At 37.3% G+C, this 20,482-nt stretch carries 21 protein-coding genes; 12 read left to right on the top strand and 9 right to left on the bottom strand.

Going from position 1 to position 20,482, the window contains the following annotated elements:
* Positions 1 to 263 precede the first annotated feature (263 nt).
* Entirely contained in the window at positions 264 to 1,289 is a 1,026-nt protein-coding gene (locus tag ACU8YW_RS25855) for a cytochrome d ubiquinol oxidase subunit II (protein ID WP_000544164.1), read from the bottom strand.
* Positions 1,282 to 2,637: a cytochrome ubiquinol oxidase subunit I gene (cydA, locus tag ACU8YW_RS25850; RefSeq protein WP_000381970.1), complete on the bottom strand. Its 1,356-nt coding sequence runs from the start codon at positions 2,635 to 2,637 to the stop codon at positions 1,282 to 1,284. The genes ACU8YW_RS25855 and cydA overlap by 8 nt, the downstream gene beginning before the upstream one ends.
* 254 nt (positions 2,638 to 2,891) lie before the next feature.
* Between cydA and ACU8YW_RS25845 the strand changes: the two genes are divergently transcribed.
* The gene (locus ACU8YW_RS25845) at positions 2,892 to 3,041 is read left to right on the top strand and encodes a hypothetical protein (RefSeq protein ID WP_000283173.1); all 150 of its coding nucleotides are present in this window, start codon (positions 2,892 to 2,894) and stop codon (positions 3,039 to 3,041) included.
* 91 nt (positions 3,042 to 3,132) lie between these two features.
* Positions 3,133 to 4,218: a transcriptional regulator gene (locus ACU8YW_RS25840; RefSeq protein ID WP_142293428.1), complete on the top strand. Its 1,086-nt coding sequence runs from the start codon at positions 3,133 to 3,135 to the stop codon at positions 4,216 to 4,218.
* Positions 4,219 to 4,273: 55 nt separating this feature from the next.
* Here ACU8YW_RS25840 and ACU8YW_RS25835 read toward each other — a convergent pair whose 3' ends face one another.
* Positions 4,274 to 5,158: a LysR family transcriptional regulator gene (locus ACU8YW_RS25835; protein WP_088064816.1), complete on the bottom strand. Its 885-nt coding sequence runs from the start codon at positions 5,156 to 5,158 to the stop codon at positions 4,274 to 4,276.
* Positions 5,159 to 5,293: 135 nt separating this feature from the next.
* Between ACU8YW_RS25835 and ACU8YW_RS25830 the strand changes: the two genes are divergently transcribed.
* On the top strand, positions 5,294 to 7,294 hold the full coding sequence (locus ACU8YW_RS25830; protein ID WP_098133483.1) for a YhgE/Pip domain-containing protein: 2,001 nt from the start codon (positions 5,294 to 5,296) through the stop codon (positions 7,292 to 7,294).
* A gap of 40 nt (positions 7,295 to 7,334) precedes the next feature.
* Here the strand turns inward: ACU8YW_RS25830 and ACU8YW_RS25825 are convergent, their stop codons facing one another.
* The 3 genes from ACU8YW_RS25825 to ACU8YW_RS25815 form a co-directional block, all read right to left on the bottom strand.
* A complete protein-coding gene (locus tag ACU8YW_RS25825) occupies positions 7,335 to 7,715 on the bottom strand; it encodes a VOC family protein (protein WP_046960095.1) in 381 nt (126 codons plus the stop codon).
* A 42-nt stretch (positions 7,716 to 7,757) separates the two neighbouring features.
* Positions 7,758 to 8,915, bottom strand: coding sequence for an acyltransferase (locus tag ACU8YW_RS25820; RefSeq protein WP_199695972.1), 1,158 nt, complete (start codon positions 8,913 to 8,915; stop codon positions 7,758 to 7,760).
* A gap of 148 nt (positions 8,916 to 9,063) precedes the next feature.
* On the bottom strand, positions 9,064 to 10,281 hold the full coding sequence (locus ACU8YW_RS25815) for a dicarboxylate/amino acid:cation symporter (RefSeq protein WP_048542556.1): 1,218 nt from the start codon (positions 10,279 to 10,281) through the stop codon (positions 9,064 to 9,066).
* A gap of 223 nt (positions 10,282 to 10,504) precedes the next feature.
* Here ACU8YW_RS25815 and ACU8YW_RS25810 point away from each other — a divergent pair, with 223 nt between their 5' ends.
* From ACU8YW_RS25810 to ACU8YW_RS25800, 3 genes are read left to right on the top strand one after another with little or no spacing between them, the layout of a single operon-like run.
* On the top strand, positions 10,505 to 10,807 hold the full coding sequence (locus ACU8YW_RS25810) for a PTS sugar transporter subunit IIB (protein ID WP_098082121.1): 303 nt from the start codon (positions 10,505 to 10,507) through the stop codon (positions 10,805 to 10,807).
* Between the two features lie 14 nt (positions 10,808 to 10,821).
* Positions 10,822 to 12,123 carry a PTS cellobiose transporter subunit IIC gene (gene celB, locus ACU8YW_RS25805; RefSeq protein ID WP_097907150.1) on the top strand — a complete coding sequence of 434 codons (1,302 nt, stop codon included), beginning with the start codon at positions 10,822 to 10,824 and terminating at the stop codon, positions 12,121 to 12,123.
* A 9-nt stretch (positions 12,124 to 12,132) separates the two neighbouring features.
* The gene (locus ACU8YW_RS25800) at positions 12,133 to 12,450 is read left to right on the top strand and encodes a PTS lactose/cellobiose transporter subunit IIA (RefSeq protein WP_061679347.1); all 318 of its coding nucleotides are present in this window, start codon (positions 12,133 to 12,135) and stop codon (positions 12,448 to 12,450) included.
* A 110-nt stretch (positions 12,451 to 12,560) separates the two neighbouring features.
* Here the strand turns inward: ACU8YW_RS25800 and speD are convergent, their stop codons facing one another.
* Positions 12,561 to 12,932 carry an adenosylmethionine decarboxylase gene (gene speD, locus ACU8YW_RS25795; protein ID WP_088123753.1) on the bottom strand — a complete coding sequence of 124 codons (372 nt, stop codon included), beginning with the start codon at positions 12,930 to 12,932 and terminating at the stop codon, positions 12,561 to 12,563.
* 27 nt (positions 12,933 to 12,959) lie between these two features.
* Positions 12,960 to 14,033 (bottom strand): polyamine aminopropyltransferase, encoded by a 1,074-nt coding sequence (locus ACU8YW_RS25790; protein ID WP_426934169.1) that lies wholly within the window; start codon positions 14,031 to 14,033, stop codon positions 12,960 to 12,962.
* A 400-nt stretch (positions 14,034 to 14,433) separates the two neighbouring features.
* On the opposite strand from ACU8YW_RS25790, the gene ACU8YW_RS25785 reads away from it, so the two are divergent.
* From ACU8YW_RS25785 to chbG, 5 genes are all read left to right on the top strand, one after another.
* Positions 14,434 to 14,736, top strand: a complete 303-nt coding sequence (locus ACU8YW_RS25785) for a PTS sugar transporter subunit IIB (protein ID WP_001023569.1) — start codon at positions 14,434 to 14,436, stop codon at positions 14,734 to 14,736.
* 16 nt (positions 14,737 to 14,752) lie between these two features.
* Entirely contained in the window at positions 14,753 to 16,060 is a 1,308-nt protein-coding gene (gene celB / locus ACU8YW_RS25780; protein WP_088064810.1) for a PTS cellobiose transporter subunit IIC, read from the top strand.
* Between the two features lie 183 nt (positions 16,061 to 16,243).
* Positions 16,244 to 16,567, top strand: a complete 324-nt coding sequence (locus tag ACU8YW_RS25775; RefSeq protein ID WP_000989050.1) for a PTS lactose/cellobiose transporter subunit IIA — start codon at positions 16,244 to 16,246, stop codon at positions 16,565 to 16,567.
* Between the two features lie 3 nt (positions 16,568 to 16,570).
* Positions 16,571 to 17,896 carry a 6-phospho-beta-glucosidase gene (gene celF, locus ACU8YW_RS25770; protein WP_000145757.1) on the top strand — a complete coding sequence of 442 codons (1,326 nt, stop codon included), beginning with the start codon at positions 16,571 to 16,573 and terminating at the stop codon, positions 17,894 to 17,896.
* 48 nt (positions 17,897 to 17,944) lie between these two features.
* A complete protein-coding gene (gene chbG / locus ACU8YW_RS25765) occupies positions 17,945 to 18,649 on the top strand; it encodes a chitin disaccharide deacetylase (RefSeq protein WP_087983957.1) in 705 nt (234 codons plus the stop codon).
* Positions 18,650 to 18,688: 39 nt separating this feature from the next.
* Here the strand turns inward: chbG and ACU8YW_RS25760 are convergent, their stop codons facing one another.
* On the bottom strand, positions 18,689 to 19,870 hold the full coding sequence (locus ACU8YW_RS25760) for a chromate transporter (RefSeq protein WP_426934170.1): 1,182 nt from the start codon (positions 19,868 to 19,870) through the stop codon (positions 18,689 to 18,691).
* 189 nt (positions 19,871 to 20,059) lie between these two features.
* On the opposite strand from ACU8YW_RS25760, the gene exsM reads away from it, so the two are divergent.
* A complete protein-coding gene (gene exsM / locus ACU8YW_RS25755) occupies positions 20,060 to 20,473 on the top strand; it encodes an exosporium regulatory protein ExsM (protein ID WP_426934171.1) in 414 nt (137 codons plus the stop codon).
* Positions 20,474 to 20,482 lie beyond the last annotated feature (9 nt).

Below are 20,482 nucleotides of genomic sequence, written 5' to 3'. Positions count from 1 at the left end.
AGTGAATATGTGTTTTTCAAGCGAAAGGACAAGTGTCACGAATAGTGAAATAACTATTATGAGAGGAGTCTATAAATTAGAGGGGCAGTAAGATAGTAAATGAAATTTACATGGGCGATTATGGAGATATATTGGCGCAACTTAAAATATATCAGCGATTATTGAAATATATCAGCGATTTTTAAAATATATCGACTTATCGACAAAACATGACAAAAGGAGCCCATCCCAAATGCCTTTTGGAACAGACTCCCCCGAATATATTATTTTTCCTTCAAAAAAGTTCGATCCTTCAAGAATAAATTCCAGAAGAAAATAAATCCTGGTAGTAAAATTGCGATTCCAATTGCGTATAGGATAAGCAATGCATAGAATGTTTCTGTCGTTGTAAAACTTGTAAATACAGTTACATCAGGATAAATGATATAAGGTAAATGCGCGACACCGTAAGCGTAACTTGCAAATGCATATTGAGCGACGACCGCTAAAACGGCGATGCGAGGGTATCCTAGTGTGCCGTACTTCTTGTTTGTCCACCAAAGAGAAGAGTATCCGATAACGAATAAAACGATAGAAACTGTAAACCATGGGAATTGCTTTATTAGTCCTTGCATAAGCCAGTGTGTTTCCGGATCCATTACAACGAGGGCGATAATCGCCGTAACGAGTGTTGCAGGACCAAGGATGATGGCGTTTCTTCTATAAATTCTATACGAATCTTCTGAACCTTGCTCTCTCGCAAAATCAGCAAGAAAGAGAGAGGAGAGAAATAGTTCCGAAGTTAGCCCAAAGAGCATATAGCAGTAGATAACCGGGCTAGAAAGAAGTTTTCCATACAGGAGTACTTCTTTTCCTTCAGAGATTGTAATATAAGCCCCCTCTGTAACGGGTAAAACAGTAATTAATAAGGCTGGAATTAAGAGCCCAGTAATACCTGAAATCACCCGAAGGAGGAATTGATACTTTGGCAGAGAGTAAGCAAATACCATGAATGTACTGCGAATTGCAATGAGTATTAAAATTAACATAACTGGCACGAACATCACTGTCGCAAGGGTGAAAGCAGCTTTCGGAAAGAAACCGAGAAAAGCGACAACGACAAAAACGAGAAATGTATTTGTTACTTCCCAAGTTGGTGATAAGTATCGATTGGCAAGTTTGGCAGCGAGCGTTGGATGTTTTGCGTATACCATGCCCCAAAAACCTGCTCCAAAATCGATGGACCCTAATATACTGTATACGAAAATAAGAGCCCATAAGATGATGATTGCAATGCTTTCCTCATGCACGAGAATCGCCTCCTTCGTGATGTAAATCATTTGTAAGCGGATGTTTCTTAAAGAATGTCCGTAGTACAAAAACTGTTAAAATGCCGAGTCCAATATATAAAATGATGAATAGAATAAATAAAGGACCGACAAAATCAGCGCGTGTAGAAGCGTCGACTGTCCGTTGCATACCATAAATGGTCCACGGTTGACGACCACTACAGCTGAAAATCCACCCGAATTCAATACCGAGCATCATAATTGGTCCACATGCTGCAGCTCCCCAAAGAAGCCACTTCGGTAATTCTGCACCTTTTTTTCGGTAAACAAAGTACCAATATAAGAGGGCGATTGCTGCAACTGCAAAAGTAAAGGCAGCGGTGCCGACCATTAAGTTGAATAGTGTATGTGTGTAAAATGGTGGCCATGTTTCTTGTGGGAATTCCTTTAGTCCTTTTACGACGGTGCTAGGGTCGAGTCCCACTAGTAGGCTAAGCATGTTCGGAATTTCTAGTGCATAGTTTAGTTCAAGTGTGTTAGGGTCTACAACTCCGCCAATTGATAACGGTGCATGTGATGTCGTTTCAAATAAAGCTTCGGCAGATGCAAGTTTTTCAGGAGAATGCTTATGTAAGGCAATCGCTGATTCGTGTCCCGAAAGCCACATCGTAGCACCTGTAATAAATGTCACGACGAGTCCTAACAGTAGTCCCTTTTTATGATAAGCAATTTCACGTTTACTTAAGTTCTTCTTTAATAATTTAAATCCAGCGATAGAGGCAATGACGGCAGCTCCAGTTGTATAGGCTGTAATCACAACGTGGAATGCGCTTGTACCAAAACTCGGATTAAAGAAAGCTTTCCATGGATCAACGTTAAAAACTGATCCATCTGGCCCCATTGAAAAGCCTGCGGGTGTATTCATCCATGTATTTGCCGATGTAATAAGCACGGCAGATGCCGTGGCACCAATCATGACGAAGAATAGCGAGATTAATCTCATGAATGGAGGTAGTTTGTCAGCTGCATATACATAAATAGACATGAACAACGCCTCTAAAAAGAAGGCGAAAATCTCAATTTGAAAGGGAACAGAAATAACCTGCCCAACAATTTTGGCAAAACCAGGCCAAAGAAGTGAGATTTGCACACCGACAATTGTTCCAGTTGGAATTGCTACACCGAGAAGGATGGCAAAAGCCTTCGTCCATCTTTTCGCCATAATGGCGTAATCGGAATCTTTCTTCCAGTGATAGAGTATTTCACTTATAAAAATCATTAATGAAAGTCCGACACCAAGTGTTGCAAAGATAATGTGGAATGCTAATGAAGAACCAAAAAATGCTCTTGCTAATGTTACCGTATCCATATGTAAACTCCTCTTCTTTTTGCCATTATTTTCTGATTGAATTGGAAGATTTATTCAGAAAAACTACCAAAAATATATATGTATTTAAAAAGTGGATATGGTAATATGATGTTTGAATATTCTAAATGGAAAGAAGTTAATGTTTAATAATATTTTGTTTGTTTTTTAGTAAGGAATATTTTATAATCTTTTATGCGAACATAAGTTCTGTTTTTCGAGGTGAAGAAGTTTATGTGAAATGGAGAGGATGTTTTATGTATCCTGAAGTCATTAAAAAGATGGCATTTTCAAAAGAGCATAGAGATTTATTATTGAAGCTGTATAATAAAGAAATTACGCGTCGTGAATATGATCGACTTGTGGCATCGCTATATAGACCTTCTAAAGAGGCTTGTGAGGGATAGAGGCAAGGGAGACAATCTAATAGATTGTCTTTTTTAATTTTACGTATGTTCTGGTAAAATTAAGGCTAGCCTTATTAGGGAGGTGAAAAGATTGCGGAAACGTTTATATATAGGGATTGGAGTTATTCTCTTAATCGCTTTAGGTGGCATTGTATTTTGGTCAGCTATACAAGGAAACCGTACAGAACATTTTATTTTAAGACATATGGTGAATGAAAATGGGACGCTTGCCACATATCGTTTAGCGGATACACAGGCAGGTACGGGTGAAGCGAAAGGCCGTGAAGCTTTATCGGAATCAGCAGGACTATGGCTACAATATACATTGGATAAAAACGATCAAGCGTTATTCGATGAACAAGTTAAGGTTATTCAAAATAGCTTTGTACATAAGGAGCATATTGTTATATGGAAAATCTCTGAAAAGGGAGAAATGCAGTCAGCTACAAATGCACTTATAGATGATCTTCGTATTATAGAACAATTATATCGTGCTTATGAAATGTACAAGGAAGAGCGTTATAAAAACTTGGCAGATCAATTGAGTGACGCTGTAATTCGTTATAATAAGAAAGATAATTATTACGTTGATTATTATGATGCAGATGCAGGGAAACAAAATAATTTTGCAACGACATCATACTTAAATCCACACGCATTCTCGTATATGAAAAAGTACGGCAAAGTTTCTGCACAGCAATATCAGGAAGTCGTTCAATTTTTAGCGGATTATCCAAGGCATGGCTGGGCATTCCCAAAAGAGTATAAAGAAGATGGTACATTTACGTACGATAAAGAAGTAAATCTTATTGACCAATCATATGTTGCATATCATCGAAGTTTAGGTGGCCTTTCATCAGCTGCTTATTTGGAATTTATCAAGAAGAAGTTCCAGGAGGATGGAAAGCTATACGGTCGTTACAATTTAGAAACGGGAAAACAAACTGTGAATTATGAATCACCAGCCGCATACGGACTAACGATCTTGTACGTACTACAAACAGGTGATACAAAGTTTGCAAAGGAATTATATGATCATATGGCCACATTCCGAAATGACAATATATTTAGTAGATATTACGGTGGATACGTAACAGGTGAAAATAATAATACGCATATTTTCGATAACGTATTGCCGCTTTTAGCGGAAATGGAATTGGAGAAGAGTAAGAAATAGAAGGTGCTATCCTCTGAAGGTGGCACCTTTTATTTTTTACTAAGTCGATATAATTTTACGTTCTAATATTGGAGAAGTAGTCAATTACGAATCTACGGAATTGCTGAGCGGTTTTTGATAAGTAGCGTTTCTTCGACCAACTCAATCCGATAGTCCGCTCGCAATTGGGTTCAATAATACGTAACTTATTTAATGCTAAAGTAGAGTTTTTTAATAAAGTTAAACTTGGGACAAAGGCGATGCCGAGACCTTGCTTAATAAGGTCGCTAATTACGGTTGGTTCATCTACTTCAAAAGCGATATGTGGAGTGAAGCCAGCTTCTTTACAAAATTCATCCGTTAAGTGCCGAAATCCGTAACCAGTGTTCATACTAATAAATGGTTCGTCTTTTACTTCATGCAGATGGATACTTTCGCGTCCTGATAAACGATGACCTGAAGGGACAACTAAGAAAATTTCTTCTGTAATAAGCGGTTCCCACATAATTTCCTCGCCTTCAATTGGCACAGAAGAAATGCAAAAGTCAATTTCTATATTATCTAGTTGTCGCTTCATAGAAGGAGTAGATGCGAGAAATTGTTGGAATCGAACGTTAGGATGTTCTAGTAAAAAAGAACCGAGTAGTTCTGGTAATATTCTCGGAATAGAAACGGCCAGTGTAATAGAGCCTTGTTGTAATTCAGCTAAATCTTTAATTTCTCGTTCGCCTTCACTTAATTCATGAAAAATGCGCTCTACGCGTTTTAAAAATACTTTTCCAAAAGAGTTTAATGTAATCTGTCGACCTTGGCGATCAAATAATAGGACGCCTAAGTCCTTTTCTAATCTAGCGATTGTTTTGCTAAGCGAAGGCTGTGCGATATGCAGTTCTTCAGCGGCTTTTGTCATATGTTCTAATCGTGCGACTGTCTGAAAGTATTTTAGTTGAAGAAGTTCCATTTTGACTCTCCTTTCTATAGACCAAAAGGAATGAATTGATAATTAAAGATGTATTATACAGTATGAAAATGGGCGTGTATAGTAAATCTGTTAAACCATTGTAATGGTGTTAAATTAGGAGAAGGAGTATGTTTCATGAAGGGAATTCAACTTATATTTAAAGATTGGAAAGCGATGTGGCATCATAAACATGGACGTATTGCTTTAATTTTTTTATTAATCGTTCCTTTAATTTATTCAGGATTCTTTTTAGCTGGATATTGGGATCCATATGGACGATTAGATAAATTACCTGTTGCAATTGTAAATTTAGATAAAGGTGCTGCGATGGATGAAAAAACAATTCACGCAGGAGACGATTTTGTAAAAAATTTAAAAGAGAATAAGGAACTAGCTTTTCATTTCGTATCAGAAAAACATGCTGATGAAGGGTTAAAAGAAGATAAGTATTATATGGTTGTTACGATTCCAGAGGATTTCTCTCAAAAGGTAAGTACACTAATGGATGAGAAACCAGAGCCAGCGCAGCTTCAGTACAAAGTAAATCCGGGTAAAAACTTTGTAGCAGCTCAAATTGGAACGACAGCTGTTGAAAATATGAAAACAAAAATTTCAAATAGTATTACGAAATCTTATACAGAAGGTGTCTTTTCAAAGTTTCAAGATTTGGCACAAGGATTGAGTGATGCAAGTAATGGTGCTGAGAAGCTGCATGAAGGAACGACAGATGCAAAAAATGGGGCGAATCAGCTTGCAGATGGTATTCATCGTTTAAGTGACGGGGCATCAAAAGTGAAAGAGGGAAGTGAAAAGCTTGCTTCTAGCCAATCTGCCTTAAGTGGCGGCGCAAATGAGCTGAGTCAAGGGGCAACCTCACTTCATAGTGGTATGGAGTTATTAGCTCAAGGTGAAAAAACTTTACAATCAGGGGTTAGTGAATTAAGTGCTGGTACAAATGAATGGGTGAACGGAAGTGAGAAACTTGCTGAAGGGCAAGTGAAAGCGGACAATGCAGCAAATAGTGTAAAACAACAATTAGAAGAGTACGTGAAAAGTCATCCAGAAGTGCAGCAAGATCCTGCTTTTCAAAAGATCATTGCTACTTCTAACGGATTAGCTAAAGCAGTAAACACTTTAAATAATAGCCAACAACAATTGACACAAGGTGCGAAGAAGCTTGCTGACGGTCAGAATAAGATTGAAGAAGGTATGAATACATTCGGAGTTAAGTTAAGCGAAGCTACTGCTGGAACGAAAAAGATAGCAGATGGTGCTGCGAATGTAGCTAATGGATTTACGAAGTGGGGAAATGGATTTACAACATTACAAGAAGGTGTAAATCACCTTGCGATTGGCGGAACAGAGCTGAATCATGGTGCTAATAAGTTAGAGGACGGACTTGTTAAACTTGACGATGGTGCGAAAGAACTTTCTACGAAATTAGGAGAGGGCGCAGAGAAGATAGCGGATGTTCGCAATGATGATGCCCGTAATACGATGTTCTCAGAGCCGGTTCAGTTAGTGAAGTCGACAGTTTCTGATGTGCCTAACTACGGTTCAGGCATTGCACCATACTTTTTATCACTGGCATTTTATGTTGGCGGAATTATGGCATCGAATATTTTACCTCTTGGCCGTAGACAAAATATGAAGGTAAGCGGAACAGTACATTTTATTAATAAACTAGGATTGGTATATTTAATTGGACTTATTCAAGCATTACTTGTGGATGTGGCTGTGCTAGGAGTTATGAAATTAGAAGTTGCAAGTGTGCCACTCTTTGTTTTATCAAGTATCGTTATTTCCTTTACGTTCATGACGTTTATTCTTATGTTAGTAACGGTATTTGGTCTTGTTGGAAAGTTCTTAGCGGTAACGCTTCTAGTCTTGCAATTAGCGACGAGCGGGGGGACTTTCCCAGGAGAATTAAATATAGCTGTTCTTAGCAAAATTGGACAGTTTCTCCCAATGTCCCATTCTCTTAGAGGATTACAAGATGTTATCTCTTTAGGAGATTGGTCACAATTACAAATACAAATTTTAATATTGTTATGCTATCTCGTTGTTGCTGGCGGAATTGCTTGGATTACGAGTCATATACAACATAGGGAAACGAATGCAGAACAAGTTTCTTAAAATGAAAGAAGCTATCCGTTTTTTTAGGATAGCTTCTTTTTTATTTACGCTCCATTACCGCAAAGTAATTGTTTTCATTATCAGCAAAGTTGAATGCTCTACCTGTAGGTAAATCTACAACTTGTCCAACTGTAACGTTTTTCTCAGAAAGATCTTTATACAGTTGATCTAAGTTATTAGAGAAGAACATAAGTGAAGGTGTATTTAAGTTTAATTCAGGTTGCATCTTCGCAATTAACGCTTTATCGTGAAGGACGATGCTTGTGCCTCCTTCTTTCGTTGGTGCAATTTCAATCCAGCGAAAGCCTTGTCCGTTATTTTCTTCCGCAATAATTTGGAATCCTACTGTCTCAGTCCAAAATTGTACTGCTTCATCTTGATTATTTACATATAACATAATTTGTCCAATTTGATTAATCATAGGTGTGTCCTACTTTCTTTTCTTGTATGGAATTCTATTATATCAAAGATATGGTTTGAATACTTTTTCGTGATTTTTCCGAAGTACAATCTTAGCCCATTTCATATTTGTCGTAGGGGAAGGCCCTGTAATCCATGTATGAAATGGTAGTGTACTGCAAATGACCATTGCTGAAATCGAGATTGTGGCCGTTATTGTAAATAATAATAAGCTATATAATATTGTGTTTTCTTGCAGTGTGAATAAAGAAAGAAATTTTGTACATAGTTGCAAGAAGAAAAAATGAGCTAAATAAGCACCATACGTGTAACTCCCAATAAATCGTAAAGCTTTATATAAGAAACCTCGTCGTTGTACGATTGTAATAGACAGCACGTAAAGTATAATAATTTCGCATACGATATATAAAAACATAGACGGTTTTAAATAAGTCGAAACGGTTAAATGAATAGAGTTTGCTCCGTAAAAACTAAATAACTCATAATTGATGAATAGAAATAAGACGAAAAATAGCATTGTTATAAGCGGGATATGTTTCATGACAAATGTACGCCACGCTTTTAGTGCGACAGCAGCGATTCCTCCCATGACGAAATAGAATGAGTAGAAGAAGAAGGAACGATCTGTATAATGTAAAATGGTTGAGTTAGTCAATTTCTCTCCATTAAAAATGTAGTGGGAAGAATACCACATTAAGAGGAAATATAGACAAGCAAAGATGGTCATATATTTATATATGTCTTTTTTATTTTCTGTTCGTTTTTGAAACCAATAAAATAGTGTGCATAGCAAAGGGAACAATAAGTGAATTTGGAACATCATAATAACGTACCAAAGATGGGGCGCGGCTGTTCCGAGTAAAAAACTTTTGATTCCGCTTTGTAGTGTAATCATATCGTTTGTTGTTAATAAGTAAAGAATAGACCAGAAGAAATAAGGAATGAGTAAATGTGCGGCTTTTTCATAAATATATTCTGTGTAGGCCAGTTGCTTCGTATATTGCCGAATTAAGTGAAAGCCGACGATAAATATGAATGCAGGTGCTGAGAATTTTGCAAGGTTAAATAGCATGCCCATAATGAGGGATTGCTCAAGTAAGACATTTCCTTGATTCATTGTATATAATAAGGAACTTTGCAAAACGACAGCAAGGAATGCAATGCTTTGCAAAACTTTAAATTCTGGTGCGCTTTGAGTCATTAGATCCATCTCCTTTTCCATACATGATTATAGTACGGAGAATGGATAATGAGTGTGGAATATTTGTGAAGATTATAACAAATTTGTGGCGGAATGGATTAGCAACAAAAAAAGAGGATGCTCGGTTGGAGCATCCTCTTTCTATTCATTAAGCAAATTTATTTTTGATCCAGTTCTTACCTTCTACAAGGCGAGCTGTCATTACGGCACAAGCGTTATCTCCTGTTACGTTTAACACTGTTGCAGGAGGGTCAATGATTGTACTAATTGCTGCGATAATTGGCAATGCTTCTGGCGGGAAGCCATATAGAGAAACGATTAACATTTCACCAATCATACCACCACCTGGAATAGCGCCCATTACTGTTCCTACTAATAGAGAAACAACAAGTGCAATTGCTAATGTTTTCGGTCCTTCGAATTCCATGTTGAAAATACCGAATAAGAAAGCAATTTTTAATACACCACCTAAAACAGATCCATCTTTATGAAGTGTAGATCCAAGAAGGACAACTGTTTCACGAACGTCAGAAGAGATACCCATTTTCTTCGTTGCTTCCAAGTTCGCTGGAATACTAGCAGCACTACTACAAGTTGCTAGTGATGTAACTGTAGGAGAGACCATGTTCTTCCAAAATATTTGTACACCTTGTTTGCGACCCGCAAGGTATGCATAGAACGTGAAGAATACAAAGAAGTAAATTAGAGACGCTGGATAGTATACCATTGCTGCTCGGAAGTAAGTTCCAAGAAGTTGTGGTCCGAATTCACCAACTAATGCCGCGAAGTAAGCAGCAAGTCCGATTGGAGCGTAGTACATAATGAAAGATACAACTTTCATTGAAATTTCTGCACCAGCTTGTAAGAATGTAGCGAATGGCTTTCCTTTTTCACCAACTGCTGAAGTTGCAACCCCCATTAAAATAGAGAAGAAAATAAGAGCTAACATATTTTCACGAGATAGTAACTTCGAGAAATCAGATACTGTTATAATACCAACAATTTGATCCGCAACACTAACCGCTTTTTCAGCTTTGTCAGGTTGTGTTAGTTCTAATACAACACCTTGTGCTGGCGGGAATACTTTCACGACAATAATCATAAAAATAGCAGCTAAAATACTTGTAAATAAGAAAGTCCCAGCCATACTAGACATAATTTTACCGAAACGTTTTAATCCATCCATATTAGCAATAGATGACGCGATGCTAAAGAACACTAAAGGTACAACAATCGTAAACATTAAGTTTAAGAAAATGTCACCAAGCGGCTTTAAAGCAACTGCATCGGCACCCATGAAATAACCAATGAAACCACCAATTAGGATAGAAGATAATAAAATAAGTGGAAAGCGATATGCCTTCATAAATATATCCTCCTATCAATTAAAAAAATCATACTGAATTATTATAGCGAGTTAGAGTCCTCTTTACTAGGAGAATAATGATAGATGGAATAGCGTGAAAACCGAGAAATTTTTGTTTTTAAGCTCGGCATACAGCAGGAAATCTAGACATATATATTTGTAACCTAGTGGTGGCAAAGGATGCACCGTAACTTAGGTTTGGAAAAAGGGGGAGGGAAAAGGGATGAATATTTTACTTTGCTGTGCAGCGGGAATGTCTTCCAGTTTGATTGTTACAAAAATGGAGAAAGCAGCAGAGGCAAAAGGGATAGAGGTAAGGATTTGGGCTGTATCAGGTTCTGAAGTAAATAGTCACATAGATGAAGCTGATGTACTTTTACTAGGACCGCAAGTACGTTATTTATTACCGAAAATGAAAGAATTATGTAAGGAGAAGGGAATACCTGTTGATGTCATTCAATCCGTCCATTACGGGCTTTGTAATGGAGAAGCTATCTTGCAAGCAGCTTTGTTAATGAAACCATGAGGAGTGTGGGATAGATGATACGGTTTTTAGAGAAATATGTGATGCCAGTAGCGGGGAAGGTTGCAGAACAGAGGCATTTGCTAGCGATTCGTGATGGACTTGTATTGACGATGCCTTTCTTAATTATAGGATCATTTTTCCTCATCATTAGTGCTTTACCAATACCAGGTTATAATGATTTTATGGCAGGTTTGTTTGGGGGGAATTGGCAGAGGGCTTTAGGGTATCCAGTTAGTGCAACTTTTAATATAATGGCTTTAATAGCTGTTTTTGGAATCGCTTACAGACTTGGAGAATATTATAAAGTGGACGCTTTAGCATCCGGGGCATTGTCGCTTGTGACGTTTTTACTTGCGACGCCATTTCAAGTTGCATATATTATACCAAGTACAAAAGAGAGTGTACTTGTAGAAGGTGCTATCCCAGCTGCATTAATGGGAAGCCAAGGGTTATTTGTAGCAATGATTATTGCACTTATATCTACTGAACTTTATCGGTTTATTGTACAAAAAAAGATAATTATAAAGATGCCAGAGACAGTTCCGCCAGCTGTGACACGTTCATTTGCCGCACTTGTTCCAGGATTTATTGTTGTAACGGTTATTTGGATTTTACGCTTAATTATAGAAAATACTTCTTTTGGCAGTATCCATAATATTGTGGGACAAATTTTACAGGAACCACTTAGTGTACTTGGTGCTAGTCTTTGGGGCGCAATAATAGCTGTTATTCTCGTTCATGTTCTTTGGTCATGTGGAATTCATGGAGCTACTATTGTTGGTGGTGTAATGAGTCCGGTTTGGTTGTCGTTAATGGATCAAAACCGAGTTGCTTACCAAGCAGGGCAAGATATACCAAATACGATTACTGCACAGTTTTTTGATTTATGGATTTATATGGGCGGATCTGGTGCGACACTTGCTTTAGTTATTGGAATGTTATTGTTTGCACGAAGTCAGCAATTAAAAAGTTTAGGGAGATTGTCAATTGCACCTGGTATATTTAATATTAATGAGATGGTAACTTTTGGTATGCCGATTGTCATGAACCCAATTTTACTAATTCCATTTATATTGGTTCCAGTTGTGTTAACGATTGTTTCTTACTTTGCGATGGAATGGGGGTTAGTTGCCCGTCCGAGCGGAGCTGCTGTACCTTGGACGACACCTATTCTTTTTAGTGGATATTTAGGATCAGGCGGGAAAATTTCAGGTGTTGTGTTACAACTTGTTAATTTTGCGCTTGCATTCTTCATTTATTTACCGTTCTTAAAAATATGGGATAAACAAAAGTTGGCGGAAGAAAAGGGGGAGTAAAGAACTAAAATGGATACGATAGAAACGAAGGCTTTTCATTTAATTTTGCATGGGGGAAATGCGAGAAGTTGTTCAATGGAAGCAATTGATTGCGCAAAGCGTGGAGAATTTATAGAAGCAGAAGCTAAATTACAAGAAGCGTTAGAGGAATTAAAAGAGGCGCACCGTGTGCAAACGGAGCTCATACAGAAAGAAGCCGGTGGTGAAAAGACCGAGGTTACCCTTCTGATGGTGCACGCGCAAGATCATTTAATGAATGCGATTACGGTGAAGGAATTAGCGAGTGAATTTGTAGAATTATATAGGAAGATGTCAGTATCGGAATGAACCTTGCGTATGCAAGGTTTTTTTATGTATGTGTCTGTGCCATCAGTGGAGTGTTCGTTCCACTGATGGTATTTATAATCCTCCTTTTTACAAATGAGTAAGAGTGATATTTAATCGGTAGTAACAATCTCCCCTATACCACGGATTAGCTTTTTTATATGCATCTCATTTGGTTTTAATATACTTACGATATAATCAATCGCTATTTGCGGTTCAACGGTCGTACCACACGTATAACAGTCAATGGCTGCAAAGTTTTTTTCTGGATAAGTGTGAATAGAAAGGTGGCTTTCAGATAGTAAAACTAAAACAGTAACGCCATGCGGATCGAATTCTTTTGTACTTACGTTTAAAACATGGGCACCAGAGCGATCAGCAGCAGTAACTAAATGATATTCTAAAAAGTGAACATCATCTAATAAAGAAAAGTCCACTCCCCATAAATCTACTATTATATGCTTACCGAAAGTAGAGTATTCCATAAAGTAGCACTCCTCACTATAATATCGTCAAAACTCCATTTCTTTTTTGTAACATTGATGTAGGATAAGGTTTGATTCTGAGTTTAAAAGAGCGAGATTACGTTGTTCTAAATGTTCTTCTTGAAATTGAAACAAAGGAGCAAGAAGAGAAGGTAATGTTCGAGGAGTTGGCACAACATATAATTGTTCAATTTGATCGAGTACATAGGCAGAGTTAGCAGCAATATGAAATCCCCAGTCAGTTCCGAAAGAAGGAACGATTGTATGATAACTTTTCACAGTCAATCCAGCATGTTCGATTGTGTTACCGATGCTCCAATATACAAGAGGTGCATCAGCAGGTGAATTAGATTGGCAGACGAATGCTCCATCTTCTGTTAAAAATGTAGCTATCCGAGCAAAAAGTTCGCTTGTATATAAAGTGCTTAAAACTTCTGTTGCTGGATCAGGAAAATCAATAATAATTACATCGTATAGAGAGGAAGAAGAATTTAGAAATTCTTTTGCATCGCATACGTGTACATTTACACGACTATCAAAAAATGCACTTTGATTTAAAGAAACTACTTCCGGAACATTACGTGCCATATTAATCATTGCCTCGTCTAAATCAACAAGATCTACATGTAGCACAGTTTCATATTTTAAAACTTCTCGTAAAGCAAGACCATCGCCACCACCTAATATAAGAACACGTTTTGGATCAATTACCTTTGACATAATTGGATGAACAAGTGCTTCATGATAAATTTGCTCATCGACGGAACTAAATTGTAATTGCTTGTCCAAATATAAACGGACGTCACTTACTTGTAACAAAGTAATATTTTGATAATTACTTTGTTCTGCAAATAAATTTGTATGCTCACCAGCTTGTATTTCTTTAAGAGAAATTTCATCCCATATATCTAAGCTGTGTGAATTTGTGGGTACTATGATTACATTTTCCGATTGTTCTTGTTTGTTCTGCTTATCCTGTTTATTTTCCATTTCCTGTTGTTCTAGTTCAAATTTATCAGAGTCTAATTCAGAGCGCTTGTCTTTTTTATAGCTTGTTATTCTATAAATCTTTATTTTGTTCTGTTTTCTATGTTTTGGCATAGGAATCCCCTTTCGAATTGTGTTATTTTATTCTATTCTATGTAATTTAGTAGAGTTGGCTTGGACAATAGATAGAAGAGTGTATTGAAGAGAGGTTTATTTTTACTAGATTTTCACGCGCAAAAAATTTTTTTAGTGTATTTTTTGTTTTAAATACAACTAGACAACTAAACACTAATCTATTTTCATACAGTTATGTGTTAAAAGCGTGTTGTTTTATAACACACTGTGTGTTTTTTAGGTGACACACTAATTGAAAGCGTTAACACACAAAGAAAACAGTCGAAAAAGTGCTGATTTTAGTGGTTTTAAAAAGTTGGCACGCTAATTGCATTGATAAATAGCGTAAAGAAAAATAAATAAACATAAATTTTTTATACTACACAAGGGGGATTTTCAAATGAATATTTTATTATGTTGCTCAGCAGGGATGTCTACAAGTTTACTAGTTACAAAAATGGAAGCGGCTGCAAAAGCTCGCGGTCTAGAAGGAAAGATCTGGGCTGTATCTGGGGATGCAGTAAAAACAAATATCGATCAAGCAGATGTATTATTACTAGGACCACAAGTTCGTTACATGCTTTCTTCAATGAAAACGCTTGCTGATGAGAGAAACGTTGGAATCGACGTTATCAATCCAATGCACTACGGCATGATGAATGGAGAAGCAGTTTTAGATCACGCGTTAACACTTAAAAAATAATTAGGGGGGAAGCGAAATGCAAAAGTTTATTGCATTCATGGAGAAATATATTGTTCCTGTCGCTGGTAAAATCGGATCGCAACGTCACTTAGCTGCGATCCGTGACGGATTTATTGCAGTTATGCCACTTATCTTAGTTGGTGCATTGGCATCACTAATTAATGGTTTTCCGTCTGAAGCTTTCCAAGAGTTCATGAAAGGTTTGTTTGGTGAAACGTGGAAACAAGTTGGCGGTGGAATGTGGACTGGTTCTTTCGCAATTCTAGCACTAATCATAGCATTTACAACAAGTTATAACTTAGCAAAATCTTACGGCGTTGATGGTTTGTCAGCAGGTATTATTTCATTTGGTGCGTTAATTATTCTTACGCCAACAACACCGAAAGAAGGCGGATTGAACTTAGCTTGGACAGGTGCACAAGGGTTATTCGTAGCAATTATTGTGGCGCTCCTTGTTACTGAGGTATTCCGTTTCTTTGTACAAAGAAACATTACATTTAAAATGCCTGATGGAGTACCACCAGCAGTTTTAAGATCGTTCGCAGCTATAGTTCCAGCATTTGTTATCTTAACAGTAGTTGCAGGTATTCAATTAGCAGTGAAATTAGCTGGTACAAGTGTTCATGAATTTATCTTTAATACGATTCAATCACCACTGCAAAGTTTAGCAGGGACATTACCAAGTGCAATTATCATTGTAATCCTTGTTCATCTTCTTTGGTTCTTCGGTTTACATGGTCCAAATATCGTTGGTGGTATTATTGAGCCATTATACTTACCGGCATTAGAGGAAAACATGAAGTTATTCAAAGGTGGTACATCTGCATTTGATGTTCCAAACATTGTTACAAAACCATTCTTTGATACTTTCGTATATCTTGGTGGTTCTGGTGCAACATTAGCGTTCTTAGTAGTTGTGTTAATTGTAGCGAAAAGTGCACAATTACGCAGTGTATCTCGTTTATCAATTGGTCCTGGTGCATTTAACATTAACGAACCAGTAATCTTTGGTACACCAATTATTTTAAATCCAATTTTATTCTTACCGTTTATCATAACACCAATTGTATTAGTAATTACTTCTTATACAGCTATATCTATTGGCTGGGTACCAAAAACAGTTGGGATGATTCCATGGGCAACACCACCAATTATTAGTGGTTATCTTGTAACAGGTGGACATCTTTCAGGTGCACTCCTACAGTTATTCAACTTTGTAATTGCGATGGTAATCTATTATCCATTTGTTGTATTATGCGATCGTTCTGTTGTTCGTACTGAAAAAGCAGCAGCACAAGGAAATAACAACTCTGTACCTATGTAACATAAAGGTTGTTCTCGCAGATAAGATTGTCTGTGAGAACAACTACCTTTATATCATGTTCAAAAAGATGAAATCCATCTACAAGAACACCAAACTATCATTCATAAAATAATAATGTAATAGAAATGTTCAAACTGAAGGGGTATTTCAATCGGTTGAACCATAATAGAGAGGGCGGTAATTATGATGACTACGGCAGAACAAATTCCATTCCAATTAATTTTAAATAGTGGTAATGCACGAAGCTTTGCAATGGAGGCACTTCAATTTGCCAAACAGGGGAAAATGGCAGAGGCTGATGAAGCGATGGTGAAGGCGAAAGAAGCGATTAATGAAGCGCATCATTTCCAAACAGAGCTCATACAATCAGAAGCAAGAGGAGAAAAAACAGAGATTAGTGTTCTTTTAATTCATGCACAAGATCATTTAATGAATGCGATTACAGTAAAAGAATTGGCGGCAGAATTTATTGACCTTTATAAAAAATTAGAAGCGAAAGGGGAATAAAGCATGACTGGAATTAAAATTGCTACAATCGGTGGTGGATCTAGTTATACACCAGAGTTAATTGAAGGATTTATTAAACGTTATGATGAGCTTCCTGTTCGTGAAATTTGGTTAGTAGATATTGAGGCGGGAAAAGAAAAGTTAGAAATCGTTGGTAACTTAGCGAAACGTATGGTAAAAAAATCAGGTTTACCAATTGAAGTACATTTAACGCTTGATCGCCGTGAAGCATTAAAAGATGCTGATTTCGTAACGACGCAGCTTCGCGTAGGTTTATTAGAAGCTCGTGCAAAAGATGAAGCAATCCCATTAAAATATGATGTAATCGGTCAGGAAACGAATGGTCCTGGTGGTTTATTCAAAGCATTGAGAACGATTCCTGTTATTTTAGATATTTGTAAGGATATGGAGGAGCTTTGTCCGAATGCATGGTTAATTAACTTTGCGAACCCAGCTGGTATGGTAACAGAAGCTGTCCTTCGTTATACAAATATTCAAAGAGTAGTTGGTCTATGTAACGTTCCAATCGGAATCCGTATGGGTCTTGCAAGATTACTTGAAGTAGATGCAAGTCGTGTCCACGTTGATTTTGCAGGTTTAAATCATATGGTATACGGACTAGATGTATATTTAGATGGCGTAAGTGTAATGGATCGTGTGTTAGAACTTGTAACAGATCCAGAAAAGCAAATTACGATGGAAAATATTGCAGCACTTAACTGGGAGCCAGACTTTATTCGCGGTCTTCGTGCAATTCCATGTCCATACCATCGTTATTACTACAAAACACGTGAAATGTTAGAAGAAGAGAAAGAAGCTTCGGTTGAAAAAGGTACACGTGCAGAAGTAGTAAAACAATTAGAAGATGATTTATTCGAGTTATATAAAGACCCGAACTTAGATATTAAACCACCACAATTAGAAAAACGTGGCGGCGCTTATTATAGTGACGCAGCATGTAGCTTAATTACGTCTATTTACAATAATAAAGGTGATATCCAGCCTGTTAATACACGAAACAACGGAACAATTGCAAGCTTACCGCATGATTCTGCTGTTGAAGTGAACTGTATTATTACGAAAGAAGGTCCAAAACCAATTGCGGTCGGAGATCTTCCCGTACCAGTTCGCGGTTTAGTACAACAAATTAAATCATTTGAGCGCACAACAATTGAAGCTGCTGTTACAGGAGATTATCATAAAGCGCTACTTGCTATGACAATTAATCCACTTGTACCATCAGATAAAGTTGCAAAACAAATTTTAGATGAAATGTTGGAAGCACATAAAGAATATCTTCCGCAGTTCTTCAAAAAGGTAGAGAAATAAAGCGGCGCTATTTAGCCCGCTTTTTTTATTCTATTAGGAGGTATTACGATGATTAAGTTAATTGTAAACGCAGATGATTTTGGTCTTACAGAAGGTACAAATTACGGCATTATTGATGGACATATAAATGGACTTGTAAATTCAACGACGATGATGATGAATATGCCAGGAACAGAGCATGCGGTACGCTTAGCAAAAGAATATAACCTACTCGGAGTAGGCGTACATCTCGTATTAACGGCAGGGGAACCTCTTCTTGGAGACGTACCATCACTTGTAAATAGCGATGGATTGTTTCATAAACAAAGCGTCGTATGGGAAGGGAAGCTAAATGCAGAAGAAGTTGAGAGAGAATGGACTGCTCAAATTGAGAAATTTCTATCTTACGGATTAAAACCAACTCACTTAGATAGTCATCATCACGTGCATGGATTACCGATCTTGCACGATGTTCTTGAGAGATTAGCGGCTACATATAATGTTCCAATTCGTCGTTGTGAGGAAGAGCGAGCAGTACGCCCGTTTTCTGACGTGTTTTACAGTGACTTTTACGCGGATGGTGTGACGGAAGATTACTTTGTGAAGTTAAAAGAAAGAGTACAAGGTGAACAAACGGTAGAAATTATGGTTCATCCAGCGTATATTGATCCAGAGCTTGTGAAGCGTTCTTCTTACGTAATGGATCGTGTGAAAGAATTGCGTATTTTAACAGAGAGCGAGTTGCCTGAAGGAATAGAACTTGTGAAGTTTTAATAGAAAAACGACGGCTACATAATGCCGTCGTTTTTTTATTTACAAAATCGATAGGATATATCCGCCAAAGGCTCCGAGTATAACGATAACCCAAGGTGGTGTTTTCCAAAAAGCGAGCAAGCAAAATAGAAGAGATGCAAAAACAAAATCTACAGCGTTCATAATTGTGCTCGTCCAAATAGGATCATAAAAAGCTGCTAATAAAATACCGACAACAGCTGCATTGATTCCAAGTAGTGCGCCTTGTATGTAAGATATTTTTCTCACACTGTCCCAAAATGGTAAAACACCAATAACGAGCAAGAAAGCAGGAAGAAAGATTGCAATTGTTGCGAGTATTGCCCCAAGCGTCCCGTTTAACACAGCTCCTATATAAGAAGCGAATGTAAATAGTGGACCTGGTACGGCTTGTGTTAATCCGTATCCAGCTAGGAACTGTTCTTTCGTCATCATTCCGTTTTGTACGAACTCACCTTCAAGAAGGGGTAGCACGACGTGTCCGCCTCCAAATACAAGTGCGCCAGAGCGATAGAAACTATCAAATAAAGCGATGTAATATGAGAACGGTCTTAATATTGGTAGCAACAGTAATAGTCCGAAGAATAAGATGAGACAAGAAACTGCTATCGTTTTTGAAATAGGTACTTTTATATTTTGAGATTGACTAATTGGTTGGTTGCGATATAAAAACCAGCCGATAAAGCCAGATACTATAATGAGAATGACTTGTGTCCAGCTACTTGGCCATAATAAGGCGATTGCGGCAGTTACAATAGCAATCGTCGCACGATTTCGGTCTGGCGTTAATTTTTGCGCCATTCCCCATATGGCATGAGCAACAATTGCGACTGCTACAAGTTTTAGTCCATGAATCCAGCCAGCACTTCCAAGGTCGAATTGATTAAGGAATGAGGCGAAGAAAACTAAAACAAGCACAGATGGTAAAGTGAATCCAATCCATGAAATAATAGCTCCTAATAATCCACCTCTTAATAATCCAGCCCCCATACCGACTTGACTGCTAGCAGGACCAGGAAGGAATTGACATAGTGCTACTAAATCTCCATAGCTTCGTTCATCCATCCATTTTCTTTTTTGTATGTATTCGTGGTGGAAATAGCCAAGATGGGCGACAGGACCACCAAATGAAGTAAGTCCTAATTTAAATGAGACGAGAAAAATCTCTAATAATGTGTGAAAAGTATATTTGTTATTTTTCAAAACTACCTCCTATAATGCTTTCCTACGTGCATTATACAAGAGATAGTAAAGAAAAAGGAACGATTCTAATGTAAAGATTATGTGAATCTTTTCTTCGTAATTAAAACTTGAAAAAGTCATAAATGATTATGTATAAACCATAAAGTAGTAGAAGTAGTGCTGGGAAATTTATATAAGGAGAATGCCTGTATGACAACACATTTCTTTGCGAGGTTAACAGGGAAGAGGGAACTACCTCCTGTAAATACAGAAGCTTATGGTGTAACAGAGTTTATATTTAGTGATGATTTAAAGAAATTACAATATCGGATCATATTGAAAAACATCGAAAAAGTTAAATCATGCCAAATTCATTTAGGAAAAGCGGATCAAATAGGTCCAGTGGTTTTAAATTTGTTTGGTCCAATAAAGCAAGGTATTAGTGTAAATGAAGGAGTCGTGACCGGTGTAGTCAATGTGGAGGATTTTGAAGGGCCTTTACAGGGGAGAGCGTTTGATAGCCTACTTCAAGAAATCATTCAGGCAAATGTATATGTAAATGTTTATACGAAGTCGAATAAGAAGGGCGAAATCAGGGGGAGAATCAGAAAAGTAAAGAAGTAGAAAAAAGGC

The sequence above is a fragment of the Bacillus pretiosus genome (assembly GCF_052947655.1).
This window is presented reverse-complemented; position numbering and strand designations above follow the sequence as displayed.

Coding starts and splice junctions, on each gene's coding strand:
- cydA (WP_000381970.1), bottom strand. CDS start 2,637: ATGGATACGGTAACATTAGCAAGAGCATTTTTTGGTTCTTCATTAGCA.
- ACU8YW_RS25845 (WP_000283173.1), top strand. CDS start 2,892: ATGTATCCTGAAGTCATTAAAAAGATGGCATTTTCAAAAGAGCATAGA.
- ACU8YW_RS25835 (WP_088064816.1), bottom strand. CDS start 5,158: ATGGAACTTCTTCAACTAAAATACTTTCAGACAGTCGCACGATTAGAA.
- ACU8YW_RS25830 (WP_098133483.1), top strand. CDS start 5,294: ATGAAGGGAATTCAACTTATATTTAAAGATTGGAAAGCGATGTGGCAT.
- ACU8YW_RS25825 (WP_046960095.1), bottom strand. CDS start 7,715: ATGATTAATCAAATTGGACAAATTATGTTATATGTAAATAATCAAGAT.
- ACU8YW_RS25820 (WP_199695972.1), bottom strand. CDS start 8,915: ATGACTCAAAGCGCACCAGAATTTAAAGTTTTGCAAAGCATTGCATTC.
- ACU8YW_RS25815 (WP_048542556.1), bottom strand. CDS start 10,281: ATGAAGGCATATCGCTTTCCACTTATTTTATTATCTTCTATCCTAATT.
- ACU8YW_RS25810 (WP_098082121.1), top strand. CDS start 10,505: ATGAATATTTTACTTTGCTGTGCAGCGGGAATGTCTTCCAGTTTGATT.
- celB (WP_097907150.1), top strand. CDS start 10,822: ATGATACGGTTTTTAGAGAAATATGTGATGCCAGTAGCGGGGAAGGTT.
- ACU8YW_RS25800 (WP_061679347.1), top strand. CDS start 12,133: ATGGATACGATAGAAACGAAGGCTTTTCATTTAATTTTGCATGGGGGA.
- speD (WP_088123753.1), bottom strand. CDS start 12,932: ATGGAATACTCTACTTTCGGTAAGCATATAATAGTAGATTTATGGGGA.
- ACU8YW_RS25790 (WP_426934169.1), bottom strand. CDS start 14,033: ATGCCAAAACATAGAAAACAGAACAAAATAAAGATTTATAGAATAACA.
- ACU8YW_RS25785 (WP_001023569.1), top strand. CDS start 14,434: ATGAATATTTTATTATGTTGCTCAGCAGGGATGTCTACAAGTTTACTA.
- celB (WP_088064810.1), top strand. CDS start 14,753: ATGCAAAAGTTTATTGCATTCATGGAGAAATATATTGTTCCTGTCGCT.
- ACU8YW_RS25775 (WP_000989050.1), top strand. CDS start 16,244: ATGATGACTACGGCAGAACAAATTCCATTCCAATTAATTTTAAATAGT.
- celF (WP_000145757.1), top strand. CDS start 16,571: ATGACTGGAATTAAAATTGCTACAATCGGTGGTGGATCTAGTTATACA.
- chbG (WP_087983957.1), top strand. CDS start 17,945: ATGATTAAGTTAATTGTAAACGCAGATGATTTTGGTCTTACAGAAGGT.
- exsM (WP_426934171.1), top strand. CDS start 20,060: ATGACAACACATTTCTTTGCGAGGTTAACAGGGAAGAGGGAACTACCT.